The organism is Phaeodactylibacter xiamenensis, assembly GCF_965229835.1.
GTDB classification, from domain to species: Bacteria; Bacteroidota; Bacteroidia; order Chitinophagales; family Saprospiraceae; genus Phaeodactylibacter; species Phaeodactylibacter xiamenensis.
This window is the reverse complement of sequence record NZ_OZ245931.1, coordinates 5973273-5994160: the sequence shown is the minus strand read 5'-3', so window position 1 is coordinate 5994160 and position 20888 is coordinate 5973273. Positions and strand designations below refer to the sequence as shown.

Below are 20888 nucleotides of genomic sequence, written 5' to 3'. Positions count from 1 at the left end.
AAATCGGATGACGGAAATACGAATATATGTTTAGAGCTCTCTTATAAGCAAATATATAAACGAACTTCATTTATGCAAACTATTTTACAAAAATGATTTATTTCAGCGGTTTATCCTTTAGCCCCAAAACAAATGGGCTAGAAGCCACACGACAAAATATCCAGGAGGTTTTGTAAAAAAAATAAGCCAAAAAAGAAAGCTGCCCCCGAAGTACAGGAGCAGCTTCCCAGAAGAACTTGCCCATGCAAACCGGCTATTCTACCACCACTCTGCGGTAAGCCCGCTGCTGCCCAATGCGCAGCTCAAGCAGGTAGACACCTGCGGGCAATGCCGTCCCATCTATGTTCTGCTGCCAGTAGCCCGACCGGAAATCAGCCTCGTATGCTTTGAGCTGCTGCCCCATCAGGTTGTAGAGCTGACATTGGATGGCTTCAGCCGGTGCCGCCGTAACTTCCACTGTAAACAGGCCCCGGTTGGGGTTGGGAAAGACTTCAAAAGCCGATAGGTCTGCCCAGTCGCCGGTTGAGGAAACCATAATATTCAACACCTGGCTCACTGTAAATGTATCGCAACTGTTGCCTACAGTTAGTATTACGTTGTACTGCCCGGTCTCCGTGTAGCTGTGGTTGGGGCTAGCCTCCGTACTCGTGCTGCCATCACCAAAATCCCACTGAAAGAACAGATTCGTACCGGTAGACGTATTGGTAAATGCCACGTCCCCTTCTTGCGTTTCGTAGTCAAATCCTGCCACAGGTACCTCGTCAAGCTGAATGGTATCGGTGAGGGTAAGGGTATCTGCGCCAAAGGCATTGACCCCAATCAAGGTAATACTGTAGGTGCCCGCCTCATCGTAGGTTACGGCAACAGTCTCTCCGGTCGCCGTCTCCGGGGCACCACCGGGCAACAACCACTGCCAGCTGTCAGCAGGTGCGCCTTCCGAACTGGAAGCGAGCAGCTCAAGCGTCTGTGGTGCGCAGGCCCCGGCAGTATTGCCGAAGCTGATCGTAGCCTCCGGTGCCTGCCCTTCAATTTCAATGGTTTGCTGCAGGGTATCCGTGCCGCATATATTTTCAGCAATTAGCGTCACGTCAAAGACCCCGGCCATATCGTAGTCGTGCACTGGATTCAAATCAGTGCTTGTGCTGCCATCGCCAAACGACCAAAGGAAAGCATCTGCATTGATGGCTGTATTCACAAAGCTTACCGTAGCCTGATCTATACTAAAGTCGAAGCCGGCCTGAGGGCCTGCGCCTACTGTAATCAGATCAGGAAGCTCAATCGTATCCGACCCGGAAGTATTATTAACAATTAGCGTGGCACTGAAAACACCAGGCGTTTCATACACCACTACCGGGTTGGCGGTGGTAGCTGTGGCCGGAGTACCACCGGGCAAAACCCACTCAAAACTTTCGCCAAATTGCGAGGTGTTGACAAAAGTAACTTCAAACGGCGCACAACCACTCGTACTTTCCACTTCAAAACCAGCGGTGGGTGGTGGTAGTACAATGCTTACGGACAGCGTGGTATCCGCCGGTCCGCATTCATTGGCAGCAGTCAGGGTGATATCGTAGTCGCCGGGAGACGCGTATGTGTGGGTAGGGTTGGCTGCTTCGCTGCTGTTCCCATCCCCAAATGCCCAGTTGAAATTCAGGGCAGAGGTAGAGATATTGGTCAGATTGACGGTAAAACCATCCACCTCTGCTGAAAATGCCGGATCTGGCAGCCCCTTTACCTCAATAATCGTGGAATCGATGCTGACACCGGCAGCGTTGCTGGCTTCCAGGTAAATGGTGTAGGTACCGGCTTCGGTATAGGTGAAGGCCGGCATCGCGCCAGTTGCGGTTTCCGGAGCAGCCCCCGGTGCTGTCCAAAGCAGTTCCTCAGCATTAGCCGAAGCCACACTAACCGGATTTACAGTAAATGGCAAACAACCACTGCTCATTTCGAGATCAATCGCAGCAACCGGTGGGGTAACCACGGTAAAGGACTGCGCCACTGTATCTGCTCCGCAGGCATTGGAAGCAATCAGGGTGACCTGATAAGTGCCATCTGCGGTGTAAGTATGGGAAGGTGCTGATGCTGTGCTCGTATTGCCATCACCGAAGTCCCAGGCGAAATTTGTAGCGCCGAGCGTATTATTGGTCAGCTCCAGCAGTGTGGTACCCAGCGTGACTATACCTTCAAATTCTGCATCCGGTGCATCACCTACTGATATCGTTAGGGTATCCGTACTGCTTCCGGCGGCATTGCTCACTATTTGTATGATGGTATACTGTCCCGCCGCAGGGAAGGTGAAAGTCGGGTTAGGATTCGATGAAACCGGCGGCACCGCTCCGGTAGCGGTGTATGTGAAGTCTGTGGCGTTTGCAGACGCCGTATTGTTTAGCGTAAGCGTAAATGGGGCGCACCCTTCTGTCTGCTCAGTTGTAAAGCCAGCGGTTGGAGCCGTAACGATCTCTACTTCCTGAGTGGTGGTGTCATTGCCGCATTGGTTGCTTACGATCAGCTGCACAGTGTACACCCCATCTTCGGCATAAGCATGCGCCGGATTGGATACGGTGCTTTCGTTGCCATCGCCAAAGCTCCATAGATAGGCAGAGGCGTCTGAGCTGTTATCCGAAATATTTAGTTCAAAGCTACCAGGTGTGGTACTGGCTTCAAAGTCTGCCACTGGTATACCGCCTACCGTCACCTGCAGGGTATCACTATTGCTGCCTGCGGCGTTGCTCACGGTTTGGATAATCTCGTAAGTGCCGGGGCTACCATAAGTAAAGGAGGGCTCTGCGTCCGTAGACTGCTCAGGTGTGGCGCCGGGCGCCAAATAGCTGAAATCAGCAGCATTGGTGCTTGCCGTATTGATTAGGCTTACCGTGAAGGGCGCACAGCCTGTTGTGGCATTTAGCTCAAACCCTGCCATAGGAGCGGTTATCACATTTACCGTTTGCTGAGCGGTGTCGGTACCACAGGCACTGTTGGCGATCAGCAGTATGGTATATGCTCCATCGGCGGCATAAGTGTGGCTGGGCTCAGCCTCCGTACTGCTGTTGCCATCGCCGAAATGCCAGGTAAAGCCGTCCGCATCCTCGCTATCATTGGTCAGGTCCAGGCTAAGGCTGCCAAGTACCACCGTAGCTTCGAAGGCAGCATCGGGCGAAGCGCCCACGACCACCTGAAGGGTGTCTGTACTGCTGCCCGCTGCATTCGAGACTTTTTGAATAATTTGATAGGTACCCGGGCTCCCGTAGGTGAAAGTAGGATCAGGCACCGAAGCGACAGATGGCTGAGCCCCGTTTGCGGTATAGACATAATTGTAATCAGCTTCAGGATTAGCGGGCGTGATTTGCACAGTAAAGGGCGCACATCCTGAGCTGGCAAGAAGCGAAAAGCCGGCTGACGGTGGGGTGAGAATGTCAACTTCCTGCTCCAGGGTATCCGTGCCACAGGTATTCCAAACGATCAGCTGAACGGTGTAGGTGCCGTCTTCGGCATATTGGTGGGCGGGGTTGGATGCGGTGCTCGTTTCGCCATCGCCAAAGTCCCATTGCAGGGAATCTGCTCCAGTGCTCAGGCTCGTCAGGACGATACTGTCCGTACCTGTGGTGTAAGCCAGCTCAAAATCTGCAACCGGAGCATCAATCACCGTTACGGATAAGGTATCCGTGCTACTGCCTGCCGCATTACTTACCGTCACCATCAGGTCATACACCCCGGCTGTCTCATAGGTAAAGGTCGGTGCTAACAGATCTGCGGTAAGTTCCACACTACCCGGAGCAGACCAGCTGATGGTATCATAATTTGAGGCGCCCGTATATTCAGGCGTTAATACAAAGACCGAGCATCCTGAGGTATCGGCATTGGCAATCCCTGCCGTTGGTGGGGTTACAATAGACACCGTTTGTTCCAGTGTGTCGGCCCCGCAGGCATTTTCGGTGATGAGTGTGACGGTGTAGCCCCCGTCCTCCGCATATGTATGTGCAGGCGCTATTGCGCTGGAAGTACTTCCATCCCCGAATGACCAGAAGTAGAGGTCAGCATTTACACTGGTGTTGACCGTGGAAATTTGCGGGGAGCCAAGGGTGTCTATCAATGTAAACGCACTGCTGGGCGGCCCTCCGATCACAATAGTAGCGGTATCGAGGCTGCTTCCCGCAGCATTAGAGACCTGCAGTACGATATCATAAGTGCCTGGTGCATCAAAGGTAAAGGAAGGATTGGGCACCGTTGCAGTATCCGGATTTGCGCCATTGGCAATCCAAAGCCAGTTTTCGACAATGCCTTCGGCATTGTTCACCGGCTGCACCGTAAAAGGCGCGCAGGCAGTATCCTGCGGAATGGAGAACCCTGCTACAGGCGGCAGCACAATCGCTACTTCCTGGGTAGCGGTATCGCTGCCACATTCGTTGGTTGCGATCAGGGTGACGGTGTAAATCCCGGTGGTATCGTAGGTGTGTGTGGGATAAAAGTCCGTATTGACCGGGGAGCCATCCCCAAAATCCCATTCAAAGGAAAAAGCGTCCAGCGAGGTATTCTGGAAGGAAACAGTAAAGGTTCCCGGCGTATAATCCGGGAAAAAGCTACTCTGAGGGGCACCGGAGACCGTGATTATTTGCGTAAGCGTGTCCGTACCAACTCCATTGGAGGCGATTAAGGTCACTTCGTAAGTACCGGAAGTGGCAAAGCTGCAGATTGGGTCCGGGTCGGTTGACGTAGCCGGATTGCCATTTTCGAAAGTCCACTGGAAGGTCTCTCCAAAGGAACTGGTATTAATAAATTGCATCAAGACAGGTGCACAGCCCGATAGCGACTCACTTTGGAATGCGGCAGTGGGAGGCGGCACTATTGTGATTTCTTCGATGTATTCTGCCATACCGCATTCATTCTGGGCGGATAGGCTAACCGTGTAAGTCCCTGGCTCTTCGTAGGTATGTGTGGGGGAATCCACTTCGGTTTCATTGCCATCTCCAAACTCCCATTTGACACCGGTGTAGTTGTCGGTCAGGTTGCCAAAGGCTACCGTAAAGCTATCGATATCGTAAAGGAAAAACGGCTCAGGCAGCCCCAACACTTCAATGTCCGTATTGAGGGAGGTCGTACTGCTACCCGCGGCATTGGAAACCGTTAATGTAACCGGATACTCGCCCGGTACGGGGTATTCCACCGTGGGGTTCTGTGCATTGGAAGTGGAAGGCACACCACCAGGGAAAGACCACTCCCAAACCTCCACATCTCCCAGGCTAAAGTCTGTGTACTGAACGGTCAGCGGGGCGCAACCGGATTCCACATCGGCAGCGAAAGCAGCAATAGGTGGCTGTAATACAAAACAGTTGGAGGTAATCTGTACATTATCAATGTAGAGGTTGTTGCCGAAACCATTGGTGTTTTCTATTTTGATTCGGACTTGCGGCTCACCGGCATAGGCAGACAAGTCAATATCGAGGCAATCCGCTCCAAAGTTACCAGCGTAACACCAGTCAGCCGGAATGCTGGGGTTGAACAAATCGGTCCCATCCGGAGTTGTTGCGAAATTGCCACTGCCATCTTCTTCGCCGAAAAATATTTCATCGGGATAAGTATTGCCCCCGTTAGTGGAGACCAAAATACGCAGCTCATCCCTCAGCGCGAGGCTGTACCGCTGATAGGCGTAATCAATTTTCAGGCGCATGCCCGCTTCCTGAGAGAAGTTGAGTATTGGAGTGATCAGGGCATCCCTCTGTCCATCAGCATCATAGTTGTAGTTATTCATATAAGCCGCCTGCTGCCCGGATACTGTGCCCCCTACGTTAGTGATGACCCAGGTCGTGCTGTTGTCCGGGTTTTCAATTGTCCAGTTATTCAGGTTGCCTTCCATGGCATCGTAAAACAAGTATTTGGTGTTGCCTTCCTGCACGATGATGGTGTTGGAGACCGCAAAGGAAGAACCGGCACTGTTGGTAGCAGTAAGCGTAGCGGTATAAATGCCGGGGTTAGGATAAAAAACAACAGGATGCTGCTGGTTTGAAGAATTGGGAACACCTCCCGTAAAGGACCATGACCAGGAAGTCGGGCTATTCTGCGATTCGTCCATAAACTGAATATAGCTGCCCGGGCAGGCTTCTTCTACTGGTGTACCAATTTCGGCTACCGGTGGTGCGATAGGCGAGCCACAGGGGCCAAAGCAGCCGGGTATGCCAGCCTGCGCATTGATATAATTATTGATCGTATTTATTGAGGTCGTGGACCAGCTATTACTTGAGTTAACGGAGGGTGCCATGATAAAATTAGCCCCACTTGCATCGTGAAAGGCATTAAAGTTGTGCCCGATTTCATGCGCTTGCAGGACCCGCAGCAGCGCAGCATTAGAGGAGAAGCGCTCACAGGTGTTATAACGGTTTGAAGTACAAAGCCCGCCAAGCCAGGCTACACCAATTGTAGAACCATTAAAATTGCGGTCGGTCCAGAGCGTAGCCAGGCTGTGGTTAAAGCCAAAGCCCCCTCCGTTGGCCCAGTTGGTAAAACTACTGAGAACGGTAGACGCGTCGTTCGATCCTGTCCAGGGGTCGCATCCTGAGCAGGTCGAAATGAAGGTCCCATTGACCACAAACTCAATCTGATTGGAAAATTCATCATCGTAGTTAGTCCCCACATTATTGAGGACTCCCAGCATGAAGTTCTCTACAGCCGTTTCTGAACCCAGGGCATTGAAAAGCTGAAAATCAGCGGCCAGCCCCATACCTACGGAATAGCACTGCATCATCTGACGGCTGAGGTCCGGAGCAGGGCCAGGTTTGAAGTGGTGGTCGTGATCCGTACCACAGGTGTGGGGCGTTTCCGGGGCCTTAACGGCTCCTGCTTCATACCACACATAGGTGCCTTCCGGGAGTGAGGGGTCGAGGTACCATGCGGGTTCAATAAAGTAGGTTTTTGCACGGCTCTCAATGAAGCCATAAAGAAAACCCTCATCGACAGTCAGGCGGACCTGATCTGTCGTTGTTCCCGCAGCATGGCCCCGGTAAGTTTTGTTGGCAGACTTGGGCAATACACGCCTGCCCTCAGCGTCACCAAGAACCAATTGGTAATCCGGTGCCCGCAGGTCGTGGGCGGTTAGTTTCAGCTCAACCGGCTGCAGGGAGCCCAGTTGCAGGGACAAGAGCACTTCCGCACTCCCGCCACGCTGAAGGGTTTTGTGCAGGGCCTGTACCGGAGCTTTGGTCAGGTGATATACTGAAAACTGCTCATCGAGCGTTTCAGAAGGCATGTCATTAAGTGACTCAAGTACAAAGAGTTTTTGCCCATGTGATGTGAGGGCTGCAAGCGAAATAAACAGGAGAATCAGTAGATGTTTTTGCATTATTCTTTGTGTTTTTGCAAACTGGGTTTGGTTAGGATATCCTGGGTCTAATTGATGCCCGTCAAGATTATGGGAAACCTCCTGGCAATAGTGATTATCCCCAAGACAAATCTTGAAGCAAAAAGTGTTGAAACAGTGGTTGTGGGGTAACGGCGTTTGGAAATTTCGAACTAATGACAAAAATAAAATTTCTAAACTGAACAGAAAAGACAGCTGTTCTTTTAGTCGTTTTAAGGAGGTAAAAAAGCCCGTTTTGTAGTCTATTAGCTAGTTTTGCTGCCCGGTCCAACGAAACAAGGCTCATTTTACAACTTTAGACAAAGGACCCGACTGTTTGTTTATTTTTATCAACTGATCAACCTTGCAAAAACTGCCACTTATGAAAAAGATATTGCAATTTGCCCTTCCTGTGTTTATGCTGTTAGCTATCGCCCAAACTACTGCTACCGCACAACGCAGCGACACGGACCGCTACTTTGATGAAAGCCAGGGGTTTACGCACCGGCTTTGGTATGGGGGGGGCTTCGTTTTCAACTTTCTAAATAACGGTTTTGAAAGTGCCTTCACCTTAGGCGTCTCGCCACTAGTTGGCTATAAAATTACCGATAACTTCTCTGTAGGGCCGCGCTTCTCCCTGATATACACCACCTACCGCAGGCAAACAACACCTGCTACAACTGCCTCAGCCAACTTATGGGACTATGGCATAGGAGCATTTACCCGTTATAAACTCTTCAGAAGCTTCTTTCTTCATCTCGAATATGGAGCAGTTAACGAGGAGTTTGTGGACTTAAACAATAGTACTATCAACGAACTTGCTACCGGGAGAACTGTACGAGATAATGCCTTTATAGGAGCAGGCTATAATGACGGCAATGGTATTTGGGGCTATGATATTTATCTGCTCTATAATGTTAATGCTCCGGAGAACCTTGCGCGCCTTCCAGTTGAGTTCCGATTTGGGCTGACTTACAACTTCTAATACTTTGCCAGGTTTAAAGTTTTGGGGCTGGTGGGAACGAATTCTGATGCTGATCAACATATGTGCTGTACATAGGCACTAAGACAAGAGGAGGCGGTGAGCCTGTCCCGCATTTTGCAGCACTACGTTAATCCCGGGGTCTAATGAAGAGCTGCCTCAAAAGCCGTCCTGGACAACCCGTTATTCTGTACTTTACAGAGCCCTAAAACACATATCATTCTGCCAATAAAAAGCCGGTATCAAATTGCTCTGATACCGGCTTTTTCATTTCATTGATTTAATCCGTTTAACGGCCGCCGACCATCACCTTAACGGCTTTGGCAGCATCGCCATTTTGCAGGTGCAGTACGTACAAGCCTGGGACCCAGTTGGCCACCTCAAAGGTGTGGTTGTTAGTGCCCTTAGCGGTTTCTACGCGTACCGTCTCCACGAGTTGCCCCTGACTGTTCAGCACCCGGAGGATACTCTGCGGAGCCGCCGCCTCTTCGAGGTGGAACTGTACGTTCAGGAACTGTGTGGCTGGATTTGGTGCCGCCGCCAGACTGAGGATAGCATCAGGCCCGGCTGTACGCTCCACCGTTAGCTCGCCTAGAGTCGGTGCCTCTACCCGGTTTACCGTTATAAAGTTGCCGGAAAGGTCCCAGCAATCTTCGCTCAGCATGTCGGTACCGGCATTACTGCCCGGGAACGCAAACAGCTCACCGGTGTAGGAAAGCCCCCAAATCCGGCTTACGCCCACTGAGGTGTTCTCGAAATCATAGGTCCCGTCAACAGAAATATCCAGGATATGATTGTCGGTATCTGTAATCAGATACAGATAAGGCACATTCTGACTTGCTCCCACGTTGATGAAGGACAGCAAGTCAGGCATGGTATCTCCTACTGTAACTGTTACTTCGTCTTCACCGCTATTGGTGAATATGGTGCCTGCTTCCGGCCCTTCATAAACTACAGTAATAAAGTTCTCAGAGTATTCGAAACAGTCTGTTGATGCAGGCGTAGTTGGGATTTCATTGCCAAAGTTGAGGCTCAGATCCCCTTCCAGGCTCACGCCCCAAATGTGGTAGATACCCGGCATCGCACCCTCAAAGTCAATCACATCAATCTCGATGTCATCCACGATGACCTGATTGTTCTGATTTGTGATGATATACCGATAGATCGGATCCTGACTTGTTGTGGACACCACCACAAAGTCGGGTGCATTACCGCCAGGGCAGATATACACGGTATCTGTACCGCCTACTTCAGAAAGCACACCGCCGTCCACAGCAGGGCCACGGGTGATCGTCAGGAAGTTATCGGAAAGTTCGTAGCAGCTCGTCGAAAGCTCGATGGCAGCGGCGTCCTCTCCGAAAAGATCATTGAGCAAACCACTGTAGGACAAGCCCCAGATGCGGAATACGCCTTCCGGCAATTGAGCAAAGTTGAAGCTATTGCCTTCGACCGTATCAATGACGATGTTGTTAACATCCGTAAGCAGGTAGAGGTAGCTGTTGAAGGAACCGCTTGTGGTTACGAACTCCACCGTACCATCCGTTGGGCCAAGGCAAACCAGGATATCGGTTTCGCCAGTACCTGTGGTGAGGCTTCCGCCCTCGGGCGCATCTCTCAGGACGGTAACAAAGTTGTCCGAAAGGTCTGCACAGCCATCAGAAAGCTGAATATTGGTGACCACCTGACCCGGGCCTGCCAGCAGGTTGCCGGTGTAGGAAATACCATAAATCCTTGCTACTCCTGTACCAGATGTCTCAAAGTCAAACTGATTGCCCCCCGGAACGAAACCGAGGATGATACCGGCATCATTCGTCAGTGCATAGGTGTAGTTAGCACCCGCTGCTGTTGAGCTGTTGGAGAATGTGATGACATTAGGCTCACCGTCTCCCTGACAGATACTGATTACATCCTGGCCGATACCAAAGTCAGTGAAGACCACACCGCCGTCCACGCCTACTGCATTGATCTCGACAAACTGCCCGGTCAGATCGTAGCAATCATCAGACAATGGATCAATGAAGATATTAGCACCCGGAAGGACGGAAATCTGCCCGGTATAGGACACCCCATAGATGCGGTAAGTGCCGGCCTGAATATTCTCAAAATCAAAAACCGAATCAATCGCACTGACCAGGAAGTCGTTCTCATCTGTAATCAGATAAGCATAGGGATTATCAGAAGCCCCGGTAACTTCAAAGGCCACAGAATCAGCCACGCCATCCCCGACACAAAGGTCAAGGCTTATTGGACCGGCAACGGTGCCAATAGAACCAGCATTAGGTTCTATCCGGATAATCGTAATGAAATTATCGGAAAGGTCGTAGCAGTCATCGCTGAGTTCGACCACGCCTGCGTCATCTCCCACTTGTGCGGTGATGTTACCAGTGTAGGCCAGCCCCCATACGCGGGCCACGCCTTCTCCAAGTGGCTCAAAATCGTAGCTGTCGCCCGCTATCAGATCAAGGATTACATTATTCTCGTCAGTGAGGACGTAGGTGTAAGGGCCCGCTGTACCGGTGCTGTCAAAAACAAGTACATCCGCCATTCCATCACCAGGACAAGTTACGATCTCGGTTTCCCCATCTGTCGTCGCCACCATACCGCCTTCCGGCACCTGACTGAATATAGAGACAAAATTATCGGAAACAGTGAAACAATCATCGGCCAGTACATCGGTATTCACGTCTGCTCCAATCAGGATAGTGGACAGGTTCCCAGCATAAGCCAAGCCATAAATCCGGTAATCATTCTCTGCGAACGGGTCGAAATCTACCTGATCTTCAGTAATGGTCGTCAGAATGATGTCATTCGCATCGGTGAGCAGGTAAATAAAACTACCCGATACGCCAGCGCTGTCAAGGTTAACGATGTCAGGCACGCCATTGCCAGGGCAGACGTACAGCTCAGTTGCACCGCCTTCGATGCGAACAATGCCACCATTCGGCACTTCGCGGACTATAGTGACAAAGTTATCGGAAAGGTCGAAGCAATCGTCACTCAAGGGCACATCCGCCGCATTATCGCCGGGCACCGCAGTGATGGTTCCGGTATACGCCAGGCCCCAAACACGGCTGATGCCAATGCCGCCTGCATCAAAATCAAACGCATCGGTGGTGATCAAATCAATGATTATATTATTGGTATCCGTCAATACGTAGATGTACAGGCCGGCCGTGCCCGTGCTGTCAAAAGTCACCACATCGGCATTGCCATCACCCGGGCAGGTCGTCACCATTTCAGCGCCGGAGGTTGTCGAAACCATACCGCCCTCCGGTGTCTCCCGAAGCACGGTAATAAAGTTGTCGGACAGATCGAAGCAGTCATCGCTAAGCGGCACAGCAGCCGCATCATCGCCTACATTAGCAGTGATGTTGCCCGTATAGGCCAGGCCCCAAATCCGGCAGGTTCCCGCAGGAGCGCCATCCAGGTCGAAGGCATCACCGGAAGGCAAGTCCAGAATAATATTGTTGTCGTCTGTGATCACGTAGGTGTACAAACCGGCGGAAGTGTTGGTGCTGTCCGCCATGATAATATCCGGCATACCGTCACCAGGACAGGTGTAAATCGTAGTTTCGCCATTTGGCATAGCTACAGTACCCCCATCCGGCACTTCGCGAACCACAGTGATGAAGTTCTGAGAAAGATCAAAGCACTGATCGGCCAGTGCAACAGCAGACGCGGTATCACCAACCTCTGCCGTGATATTGCCAACGTAGGACAAGCCCCATATCCGGCAGTTACCAGCCGGTGCACCGTCAAAGTCGAAGGTATCGCCGCCCGGCAAGTCCAGGATGACGTTGTTCTCATCCGTAATCACATAAGTAAATGGTGTGATTGCAGCTAGGATACTATCCACAGAGACGATATCCGCCACGCCATCTCCCGGGCAGGTGTAGACGGTCGTTTCACCATCTTCTGTGGTAATCTCACCGCCAAAGGGCACTTCGCGGATCACGTCCACAAAGTTTTCGGAAAGGCTGAAACAGTCGTCGCTAAGCATGGCCGTGGAAGCCGTGTCTCCCGGCTCGGCAATCAGGTTGCCTGTATAAGCCAGGCCCCAAACCCGCACAATACCGGTTTGATTGGTCTCGAAGTCGTAGACATCCACCGGGAAGGCATCCAGGATAATGTTTTGCTGATCCGTAACCACATAAATGAAGTTAGGCCCTACCACGCCTGCACTGTCAAACGCCAGCACGTTGGAAAGGCTGTCATCCGGACAGATAAAGGCGAGGTCACCACCGCCTTCCAGCTCCACAGTTCCGCCTACGGGCACCTCACGCACTACGGTGATGAAGTTGTCGGAGAGGTCAAAGCAATCATCGCTTAGCATTGCTACGGAAGCGGTGTCGCCAATCATTGCCGATATCTCTCCCGTATAAGCGACCCCCCAAACACGAACAATCCCAGTCTGATTGGTCTCAAAGTCATAGCTGTTACCGTTTACAAAATCAAGGATCACATTGTCTTCGTCTGTAATGACGTAGGCAAAAGGACCAGGGTAAGTACCCATGCGCTCAAAAGTGAGGACGTCAGCCATGCCATCGCCAGGACAGGTGAAGGCCTCTGTTATCCCACCGTCCAGGCTGATCGTTCCGCCATCTGGCGTTTGACGAATTACGGTTATGAAGTTTTCAGAAAGGCTGAAGCACTCATCGGTCAGTTCCACATCGGAAGCGATATCGCCTACTGCTGCAGTGATGTTGCCGGAGTAAGCCAGGCCCCAAACCCGGCAGGTACCGGCAGGTGCATCGTCAAAATCAAAGCTATCACCGCCTGGCAAAGCCAGAATTTCATTATTCTCATCCGTAATCACGTAGGTGTAAGCGCCCTGAGAAGTACCGGCGCTATCGAACTCAATGACGTCTGCCACCCCATCACCAGGGCAGGTAAAGACGGTGGTCTCTCCGTCTTCGGTGGCTACGATGCCACCATTAGGCGTTTCCACAATTACGGTGACAAAATTATCAGAAAGATCATTACACTCATCAGAAAGCATTACTGCTGAGGCGTCATCTCCTGCCCCGGCCGTGAGGTTGCCGGTGTAAGCCAGGCCCCAGGCATAGTAAGTGCCTTCTTCGAGTGCATCAAAATCGTAAGTGTCTCCATCTGCCAGGTCTACGATGATTAGCTCATCAGTAGTGATGACATAGGCGTAAGTACCCGTGGAAGTACCCGTCGTTTCAAAGCCGATCACATTAGGCGTGCCATCAGGGCATACGATGATGGGGTCAAGCCCGCTCACTGCGGCCACTGTACCTCCTTCCACCGCTTCGCGCCGGACCGTGATGAAGTTCTCTGATAAGCCAAAGCAGCCATCAGCCAATGCTGCAGTAGCGGCGTTATCGCCAACCTCCGCCAGAAGTGTTCCACCGTAAGCCAGGCCCCAAACCCGGCAAACGCCCACATCGGTGCCTTCAAAATCGAAGCTCCCGGAAGGGGCAATCGCAAGGATATTGTTATCGGTATCTGTTATCAGGTAGGTATATTCGTCCGCTCCGGCTGAAGTATTGACAAATCCAAGTATATCAGCTACACCGTCACCTACACAAACGAAGGTCTCATCGCCACCATCTTCAAGCCGCACAGTAGCGCCATCCGCTTCCTGACGGTCTACCGTGACAAAGTTGTCAGAAAGGTTGAAGCAACCGTCCGAAAGGTCAGTTGCGGCAGCATCCATACCTTCCATTGCGGTAAGGTTGCCCGTATAGGAAAGCCCCCAAACCCGGCAAATACCGGCAGGAGCATCTTCAAAGTCGAAGCTGTCACCACTGACAATACTTAGGATGACGTTATTCTCATCAGTCACCACATAAACATAGGGAGCAGTAGCGGTGGTTTGGTTGGTGAAGGTCAACACATCAGCCTGCCCGTCATTCACACAAACCAGTGCTTCTGTACTGCCATCTTCAAGGGCCACGGTGCCCCCATCAGGTAAGGCACGGTCGATCTCAATAAAGTTGTCAGAAAGCCCAAAGCATTCTTCTGCCAGTTGTGTGGCAGCGGCATCGTCTCCGGGCTGAGCCAGCAAGCCTCCGGCGTAAGCCAGGCCCCAGACCCGGTAATTGCCTTCCGGCAAAAGGTCGAAGTCATAGCTGTCGCCATCAATGATTTCAATGATAATATTGTTCTCGTCCGTGAGCAGGTAAACATAGCCTGCCGTCATATCGCCTGTAGAAGTAAAGGACAGCACGTCCGAGATGCCGTCTTCCGGGCAAATGAACTGTGATGTGCTGCCATCAGAGAGCGATACTTCTCCTCCATCGGGCACGAAGTTGATCACCGGAATGAAGTTGGTGGTCAGGGCGCCACAAATGGAGGCGAGGTCAGCCGTTTCGGCATTCTGTCCGGGCTCTGCGGTAACTTGCCCCAGCCAGGCAAACGCCCAAACCCGAAAGTTGCCTGCACCCAGCCCTTCGAAGCTCAGGGTGTTGTCGATGCTTACCTGCAGGATGGTGTTGTCCTCATCCGTGATGAGAAAACCAAATGGCATCGCCAGGGTACTGGTCGAGAAGTCGTAGGTCTCTGCCAGCCCATCACCTTCACAGGTGACGATTTCCGTTCCTCCTCCACGCAGCTCAATGGTTGCGTAATCAATACAATTGACCGGGAATTGGGCCCAAGCCGTTGTGGACGCGAACAACAGGCTCAGTATCCCGAGTAGTAGACTTTTGACCTTCATAGATAATTGCGGTTTTACTTTTTATTCTGACAGCTGCAAATCTGATGCCAGCTTCTTTTAGTTTGAAATCAAAGGCTTTTACCAGCTGCCAAAATAGTTGTTAGTTATTTTGGAATTATGAAATAGCTGAACTCAATCATTCAGTGCTGCGCAAGATAGCACTGATGCTGTAATAATGAATCCATCAAAAAACAAATGAGGGGTAATTTGTCCTGACGATTCTGCAAAACACATGTCATTCGTCAGGTTTGTATACGCAAATACGTAGAGTAGGTTTCCCAAAGCGTTAGCAATGCGCTCTTTACAGAATACGTTGACAAGTTATTATAATTTTTTCTATAAAAAAAGCTCCGGTTCGAAATTTGGGGGTCAATCACATAAGTTTATCAACACCTGATAGTCATCGAAAGCGGCATTCTCTGCTTTCATTTCCAGCATTTCCAGCCATGGAGCATCTGCATAGTGTGCGTCGAGGTCAGCGGCGGTCTCCTCACACCGGATTTCTACCTGCCCGCTTTGGATTTGTGCCAATCTCCAGTTGTAGGTTTTGATCATGCGGTCCCAAATACGCTGATTGACCTCGCCCGTATCGGTGTCAGGCATAATAGCTTCAGCTGCCTTAAAAGCATGATTGTTCCGGGCAAGGATCTTCCCTTTATTGATGATGTAGAAAGCGGTGTGTGGCCAACCTCTATCCTGCCCCAGCATCTTAGCGTACAATACTAACTGTAAATCTTCTTCATTGCGCAACAGGGTCTCCCGGTACCCCATACCCGACCATTTGAGATCGAGAATACAGTACTCTTCGCCTCGCTTGAGCACCAGGTCAGCATAACCTTTCAGATGAGCGCTCACAAAAGTACCTTCCAGGGCTTGCTCGGTAGCAGCAATGGCCCAGCCACCTTCCTGAATATGCCGGATCAGATTCCAGGCCGAGCGCTTGACCAGTTCCATAAAACGGACCCGCTCCGGCTCTCTGCCGTACATCAGCAATACGGTACCTTCTTTTTTTAGCAGCTCCTGCTCAATAGACTCCAGGTAGCGGACTACCTGCTCCTGCGTCCATCGGTGGGCCGATTCTTGCTTTAGCAGCTCTTCAAAAAACCGGTGCGCCAGATTGCCCTGCAACGCCCGCTCATCTACAATGCTTAGGAGAGCAGAAGGGCGGAGGTCCGCCTTGTAACGGAACAGCCATTTGTGTGGATAATAAAACAAATCACTCAGGCTGCTGTAGGATGCCCTTTCTTCCGGCTTAGCCAAATGCCCTGCACCTTTTATAATATGAATGAACGGTACCGGGCGACCGAGCCCACGCACCTGCAGGGAAGTCGTGGCAGGAGGGGCAAACCACCTTTCGAGCCCGCCTTCTTCCAGGGTACAAATGATCTGCTCCAGCCCTTCACAACGGGCTTCCAGGTCTCCCATAATCGGGTGCGGGTTCACTTCCTGCCCATTGATGTGCTCAGGTGCCACAAGCATCAGCCGGTCAGTGGCATGTAACAAAGGCCTGAGCCGGTGCCATAGCTGCAGTGCATTTTCCTGCTCCGGCCCCGTGAGTTTTATGCCCTCCTTGGTAAGGTATTGACGTTCCGGCTCGTACCAGCGGGAAAAAAAGTAAGCTTTCTCTGCCTGAGCGAAGTTCCACCAAACCAGGTCACTAACCGGCCCTGTAACACTGCCGGCTCTATTGGTATACCGCAGGAAGCCCTGAGCACGGCGGTTGAGCTGTACCGGAGCAGGTTCGTAAATCGTGCGCACCACCCGTTCCAATTCCAGTGCAGTCAGCTGTTCTTCCGGCAGGGCATAAAGCAGGGCACTAATCCGGCGTGCCTGTTCGGCCAATACCAGGAAGGAAGTGTTATTGCTGTTTTCCCCCTCTGTATAGGCCTGCGCCCAGTTCGCAAGATAATCGAAAACCTCGATGGCCTGCGACTTCGGTACCCGGCCGGATACCGGAAACCGATCCCGCTTGAACCAGAATTTGTACTGCTGCCCTGCCCGCACCGGGTCATCTTCACTGGGGCTGCCCGAGGCTTCCTCTTCAAGTGCTTTAAAATAAGCTGCAATTGTAGTGCTCCACTTTTCTCCGAACAGCCCGGGCCGTTCAGCCATCAGCAAGGCAATTTTATTAGCCAGCCCTCTTTCAAGGGGCTTCACCGCCAACGAAACGAACTCCATGACTTTATAAGGGTCGATCGGCTCCCAGAGAAAAACCGTGGCCAGCTTCAGTACTTGCAGGGTTGGGCGGGCCAGAGAAGCCGAAAGCAGCCCCAGTTCAGGGAGCCCTTCCTGTGAAAGAGCGTGCTCCAGGGCCTGACACTGACCGGGTACTACCAGAGCAGGGCGGTAGCTTTCATTCTGACGCAGCAAACTGGCAAAATAGGCTGATAGCTCCGTATCCCTTTTCCCTTGAAGCAAAAGAAGAGAGCCGTCGCCCTTCAAACGCACTTTCTCAGGTTTGCCCTTCACATCCGCCAGCAGACTACTCTGCAGCCGGGCGAGGTCACTATCTCCATTTGCCTGAGGTGGGGCATTCCAAACCATTTCAACGCCTTGGCTGTACAGGGCTTCAAGCAGCCTTTGAATCCCAGTCGGCAGCAATTCCTGAGGTTCCTGGCAGACTAGTTTTTCGAAAGGCAGCTCCCCCTTTTCCACTTCGGCAATGATTTCGATCAGCCGGTCAGCAAAACCAGTGGCCAGCCCTACGGACAAGCCTTTTATCCGGGCTTCCAGTTCGGCAATACATTTTAGCCGTTCCGGCATCCCGGGGTGGCGTTCAAAATCCCAGCCCGCCATCATCAACTCATCCCGCCGCCCAAGCATATCGGTAGCTACGGCGAAAGGGTCGGTCTGAAAAGAGGCGCTGAAAAAGGCACCAGGAGCTGAGCGCAGGTAATGCCCCAATTGCTGACGGTACTGTTCAATGCGCAGGTACTCGTTATCTTTGGGAATGTCAGGCAGGCCTAATATGGTTTCGAGATAGCGCACCAGCCCCTGCGGCCCAAATACTGCCTGACCGGACTGATTGGTGCTTATGGCGGGCAAGGGCGCATCATCGAGGGTCATCCCAAAGGTTACGATCATCTTTTTAAAGGCTTAAAATGGTAAAATAAGGTTTACGAATAAGCATGGGACAGGATCGCCACAGTGCCCGTAACGGCCCGGCTACACGCCGTGCCGACCGCAGGGAGGTATGGACGAGTAGCCCTTGTTAGCCGCAATTAATAATACTCAAAATTCACTTACCCTAAAACGTCCGCATTGGATATTCATACTATCGGGTGCATTGACGAAATGATTAACACTCCTTTGCGGGAAGCGAACTTGAAAATGCCCCTCTACGATACTAGTGTCTTGATTAAAATAATCAATGATTAAAAAGTCATTATAAGTCAGTTCATCATCGGGAGAAAAATCAAAGTCTCCAACTATAGAATGGTCTTCAAGGTAAGTATATTTAGTTCGCGCTACATTTGGAATGGGTACATTACTGTATGAAAACCCCAGCCAAATTGTATCATTTAAGTCCGTAAGTTTATTAATAATAAAATATAGATAGCCATCTATACTATTCGATTCATACTTCCGCAAGTTTACTAACATCATTGCAGATGGGGTGTTTATTTCTAACTCAGTATTATCTGCTATCCAACACTCCTCATTCATCACACCAACACCATAAAAATCCTCCTGAGTCGAGCAATCCATTTCGCTACAATCAACCACCATGCCATCAGGTTCTTTTATCATCATATCATCATCATTGCAACAGCTTATAAGAAATGAAAACAGAATCAAATTGAGAAAGTATAACTGCTCTTTCATTGGTGTACGATTATTATGGGCAGATGAAAATATCTTTCGGCAGATGTTAACTCCAGGATATAAAATCCAGGAACCATGCTGCCTACGTCAATGCTTAATTGGGTTGATTGTTCGCTAAGCAGGTTTTTATGGAAATCGTACCTGGTACCTTGAACGGAATAAAGATTGACTTCTAACAAATCATTTAAAGGAACTGTTTCCGACTCAATGTATAGGATATTCTTGACAGGATTAGGGAAAATACTTAGAGCACTTTCATCACTGGTTTCAGATATACGCCCAGCTTTTACTCTTCTGCTAGACCTAACTGCATAGGAGTCCTCTCCGTTTGGGTCAATTTTCAAATTCCATGCACTCCAGTTAGTGAGCTGTAATACCCTGACAACCTCATCCGGCTCTTCGGTACAACTAGCAGTCAGTCTGATGAAGCCAGTCGGTTGGTTCTGAGGAACATCTACAGCCGGTAGAATAGCATCTTCCTCATAGGACAGCGTCTGAAAGGTATTCTGATGATCCCAGCTAATTTCCCAGTGATACTCAACAATGCCGTCTTGACAGCCTTCATAGTAAGAGGAATAAGTAAATGAACCGATATTATCGTGATAAATATACAAAGGCCCAGTGGCATTGGCATTAAAAGGGGGGTCTGCAAATCCGCCCTCCACCATACCTCCAAATAGACTAATCGGGCAAGCTGTCTGGGCTATCATTCTAGCATTATTATGATCATCTGTCCCAGTGGCAAATTCCTGATAAAGTCCTTCCGGATTAGAAAATCTCAATACCCTGCTTACATCAGCGTTCCCGTCCATGACAGTACTCATATATTGGGCACAAAAATTTTGCCCCTCACCAGATATTGGCAATGTGCATATTTCATAAGCATTAGCAAATCCGTGTGGGTCATCTTCCTTTAAATGTCGGCAGCCAAGTAAGTGTCCTATTTCATGGGCAAAAATATCTGACGGAGCTTCTGTATCAATCACACTAAAAACCATATTCACGTCTGGTACACCATCTGTAAATCGGCCATCATTTATCATTGCTATTCCGCCTAGTTGCACACCATCTGAAAAGAAATCCATGACTTGGAACAAGACAACCAAATCGGCATTATATTCATCTCTAAGGGCTGGAATATTCGGATTTTGTTCTAATTGGCTGCGAACAGCAATCGCGTTGCCCATCTCTTCATACCCCTCCAATAATTCATACCCTGCAATTTCAGCCGAGACATTGGTATTAGGAATCGCAGATTCGGCAAGGGCAGTATTCAGGTCAGCTACCCCAAGTATTGCTTCTTGCTCATAGTCTATCCCTGCGTCGAGTACTTCTTGTGAATAAAGTATCAATATGCTTATTATTGCATCACAGCTTTCTACTTCTTCATTGTCACCATCGTTTGGCCCCATTAAAACTTCTTCCTCTTCAAAAACTTCATCTTGATAACAACGCCCTACTACTTTCTCTTTATCTATTCCTATTAGAACCTGATCATCATCTAACTCTGTACCCAAATCGCGAATCATAAACCGGCGGTCCCCAATATTTATGCGCCCAATTTTTTTGTCTTTTTCTTGAGCAAATACAACATCCCCTAATAATTGCCCCTCCTCACTATAAATTTCTCCTGACCAAATATAATCCCTATCTGAATAGCGTCTTGGTCTTTTCGCAAATGCATAAATCGGTGCCTCAATGTCAGGCAAACTAAATTCAAATGAGCCATTATTTTGAAAACTCCAAAGATCATTCATCTTTATAGGCTTTACCTCTAAATGTTTGGGGTTGCTTTCCTGCTCATAAAATAACGCTGCACGATTGTTATCAGAAAGAAATAAGTCTTTCGACATTGGTTCGATAAAGTCGGCTTAAGCATTAACTTTGTAGAATATTAAAAAGCTTAAAAGAATGATGTTTCTCATGGTTTTAATTTTACAAAATACCAAAATCTAGAACAAAGATTCTGATTGATCTTTCGTTAGGGATCAGTACAATTGTGGCTAAAACTTAATATACGTATTCTCTACAGAAGAAAGCGCTGTGAATCTGTGTAATTTTTCTTATTTTGGACC

6 protein-coding genes are annotated in these 20888 nt (G+C 50.1%); 1 reads left to right on the top strand and 5 read right to left on the bottom strand.

All coding sequences use genetic code 11. The annotated features are described in order from the left end of the window. Positions 1–253 precede the first annotated feature (253 nt). Positions 254–7327 carry a PKD domain-containing protein gene (locus tag ACO08I_RS22755; protein ID WP_421947193.1) on the bottom strand — a complete coding sequence of 2358 codons (7074 nt, stop codon included), beginning with the start codon at positions 7325–7327 and terminating at the stop codon, positions 254–256. 379 nt (positions 7328–7706) lie between these two features. Between ACO08I_RS22755 and ACO08I_RS22750 the strand changes: the two genes are divergently transcribed. Next, positions 7707–8309: a hypothetical protein gene (locus ACO08I_RS22750; protein WP_282776184.1), complete on the top strand. Its 603-nt coding sequence runs from the start codon at positions 7707–7709 to the stop codon at positions 8307–8309. A 286-nt stretch (positions 8310–8595) separates the two neighbouring features. Here the strand turns inward: ACO08I_RS22750 and ACO08I_RS22745 are convergent, their stop codons facing one another. The 4 genes from ACO08I_RS22745 to ACO08I_RS22730 form a co-directional block, all read right to left on the bottom strand. After that, a complete protein-coding gene (locus tag ACO08I_RS22745; protein ID WP_421947192.1) occupies positions 8596–14988 on the bottom strand; it encodes a T9SS type A sorting domain-containing protein in 6393 nt (2130 codons plus the stop codon). Positions 14989–15357: 369 nt separating this feature from the next. Next, positions 15358–18072, bottom strand: coding sequence for a PD-(D/E)XK nuclease family protein (locus tag ACO08I_RS22740; RefSeq protein WP_421947191.1), 2715 nt, complete (start codon positions 18070–18072; stop codon positions 15358–15360). Positions 18073–18219: 147 nt separating this feature from the next. Beyond that, positions 18220–18813, bottom strand: coding sequence for a hypothetical protein (locus ACO08I_RS22735; protein ID WP_421947190.1), 594 nt, complete (start codon positions 18811–18813; stop codon positions 18220–18222). Continuing rightward, the gene (locus ACO08I_RS22730) at positions 18810–20666 is read right to left on the bottom strand and encodes a zinc-dependent metalloprotease family protein (RefSeq protein ID WP_421947189.1); all 1857 of its coding nucleotides are present in this window, start codon (positions 20664–20666) and stop codon (positions 18810–18812) included. The genes ACO08I_RS22735 and ACO08I_RS22730 overlap by 4 nt, the downstream gene beginning before the upstream one ends. Positions 20667–20888 lie beyond the last annotated feature (222 nt).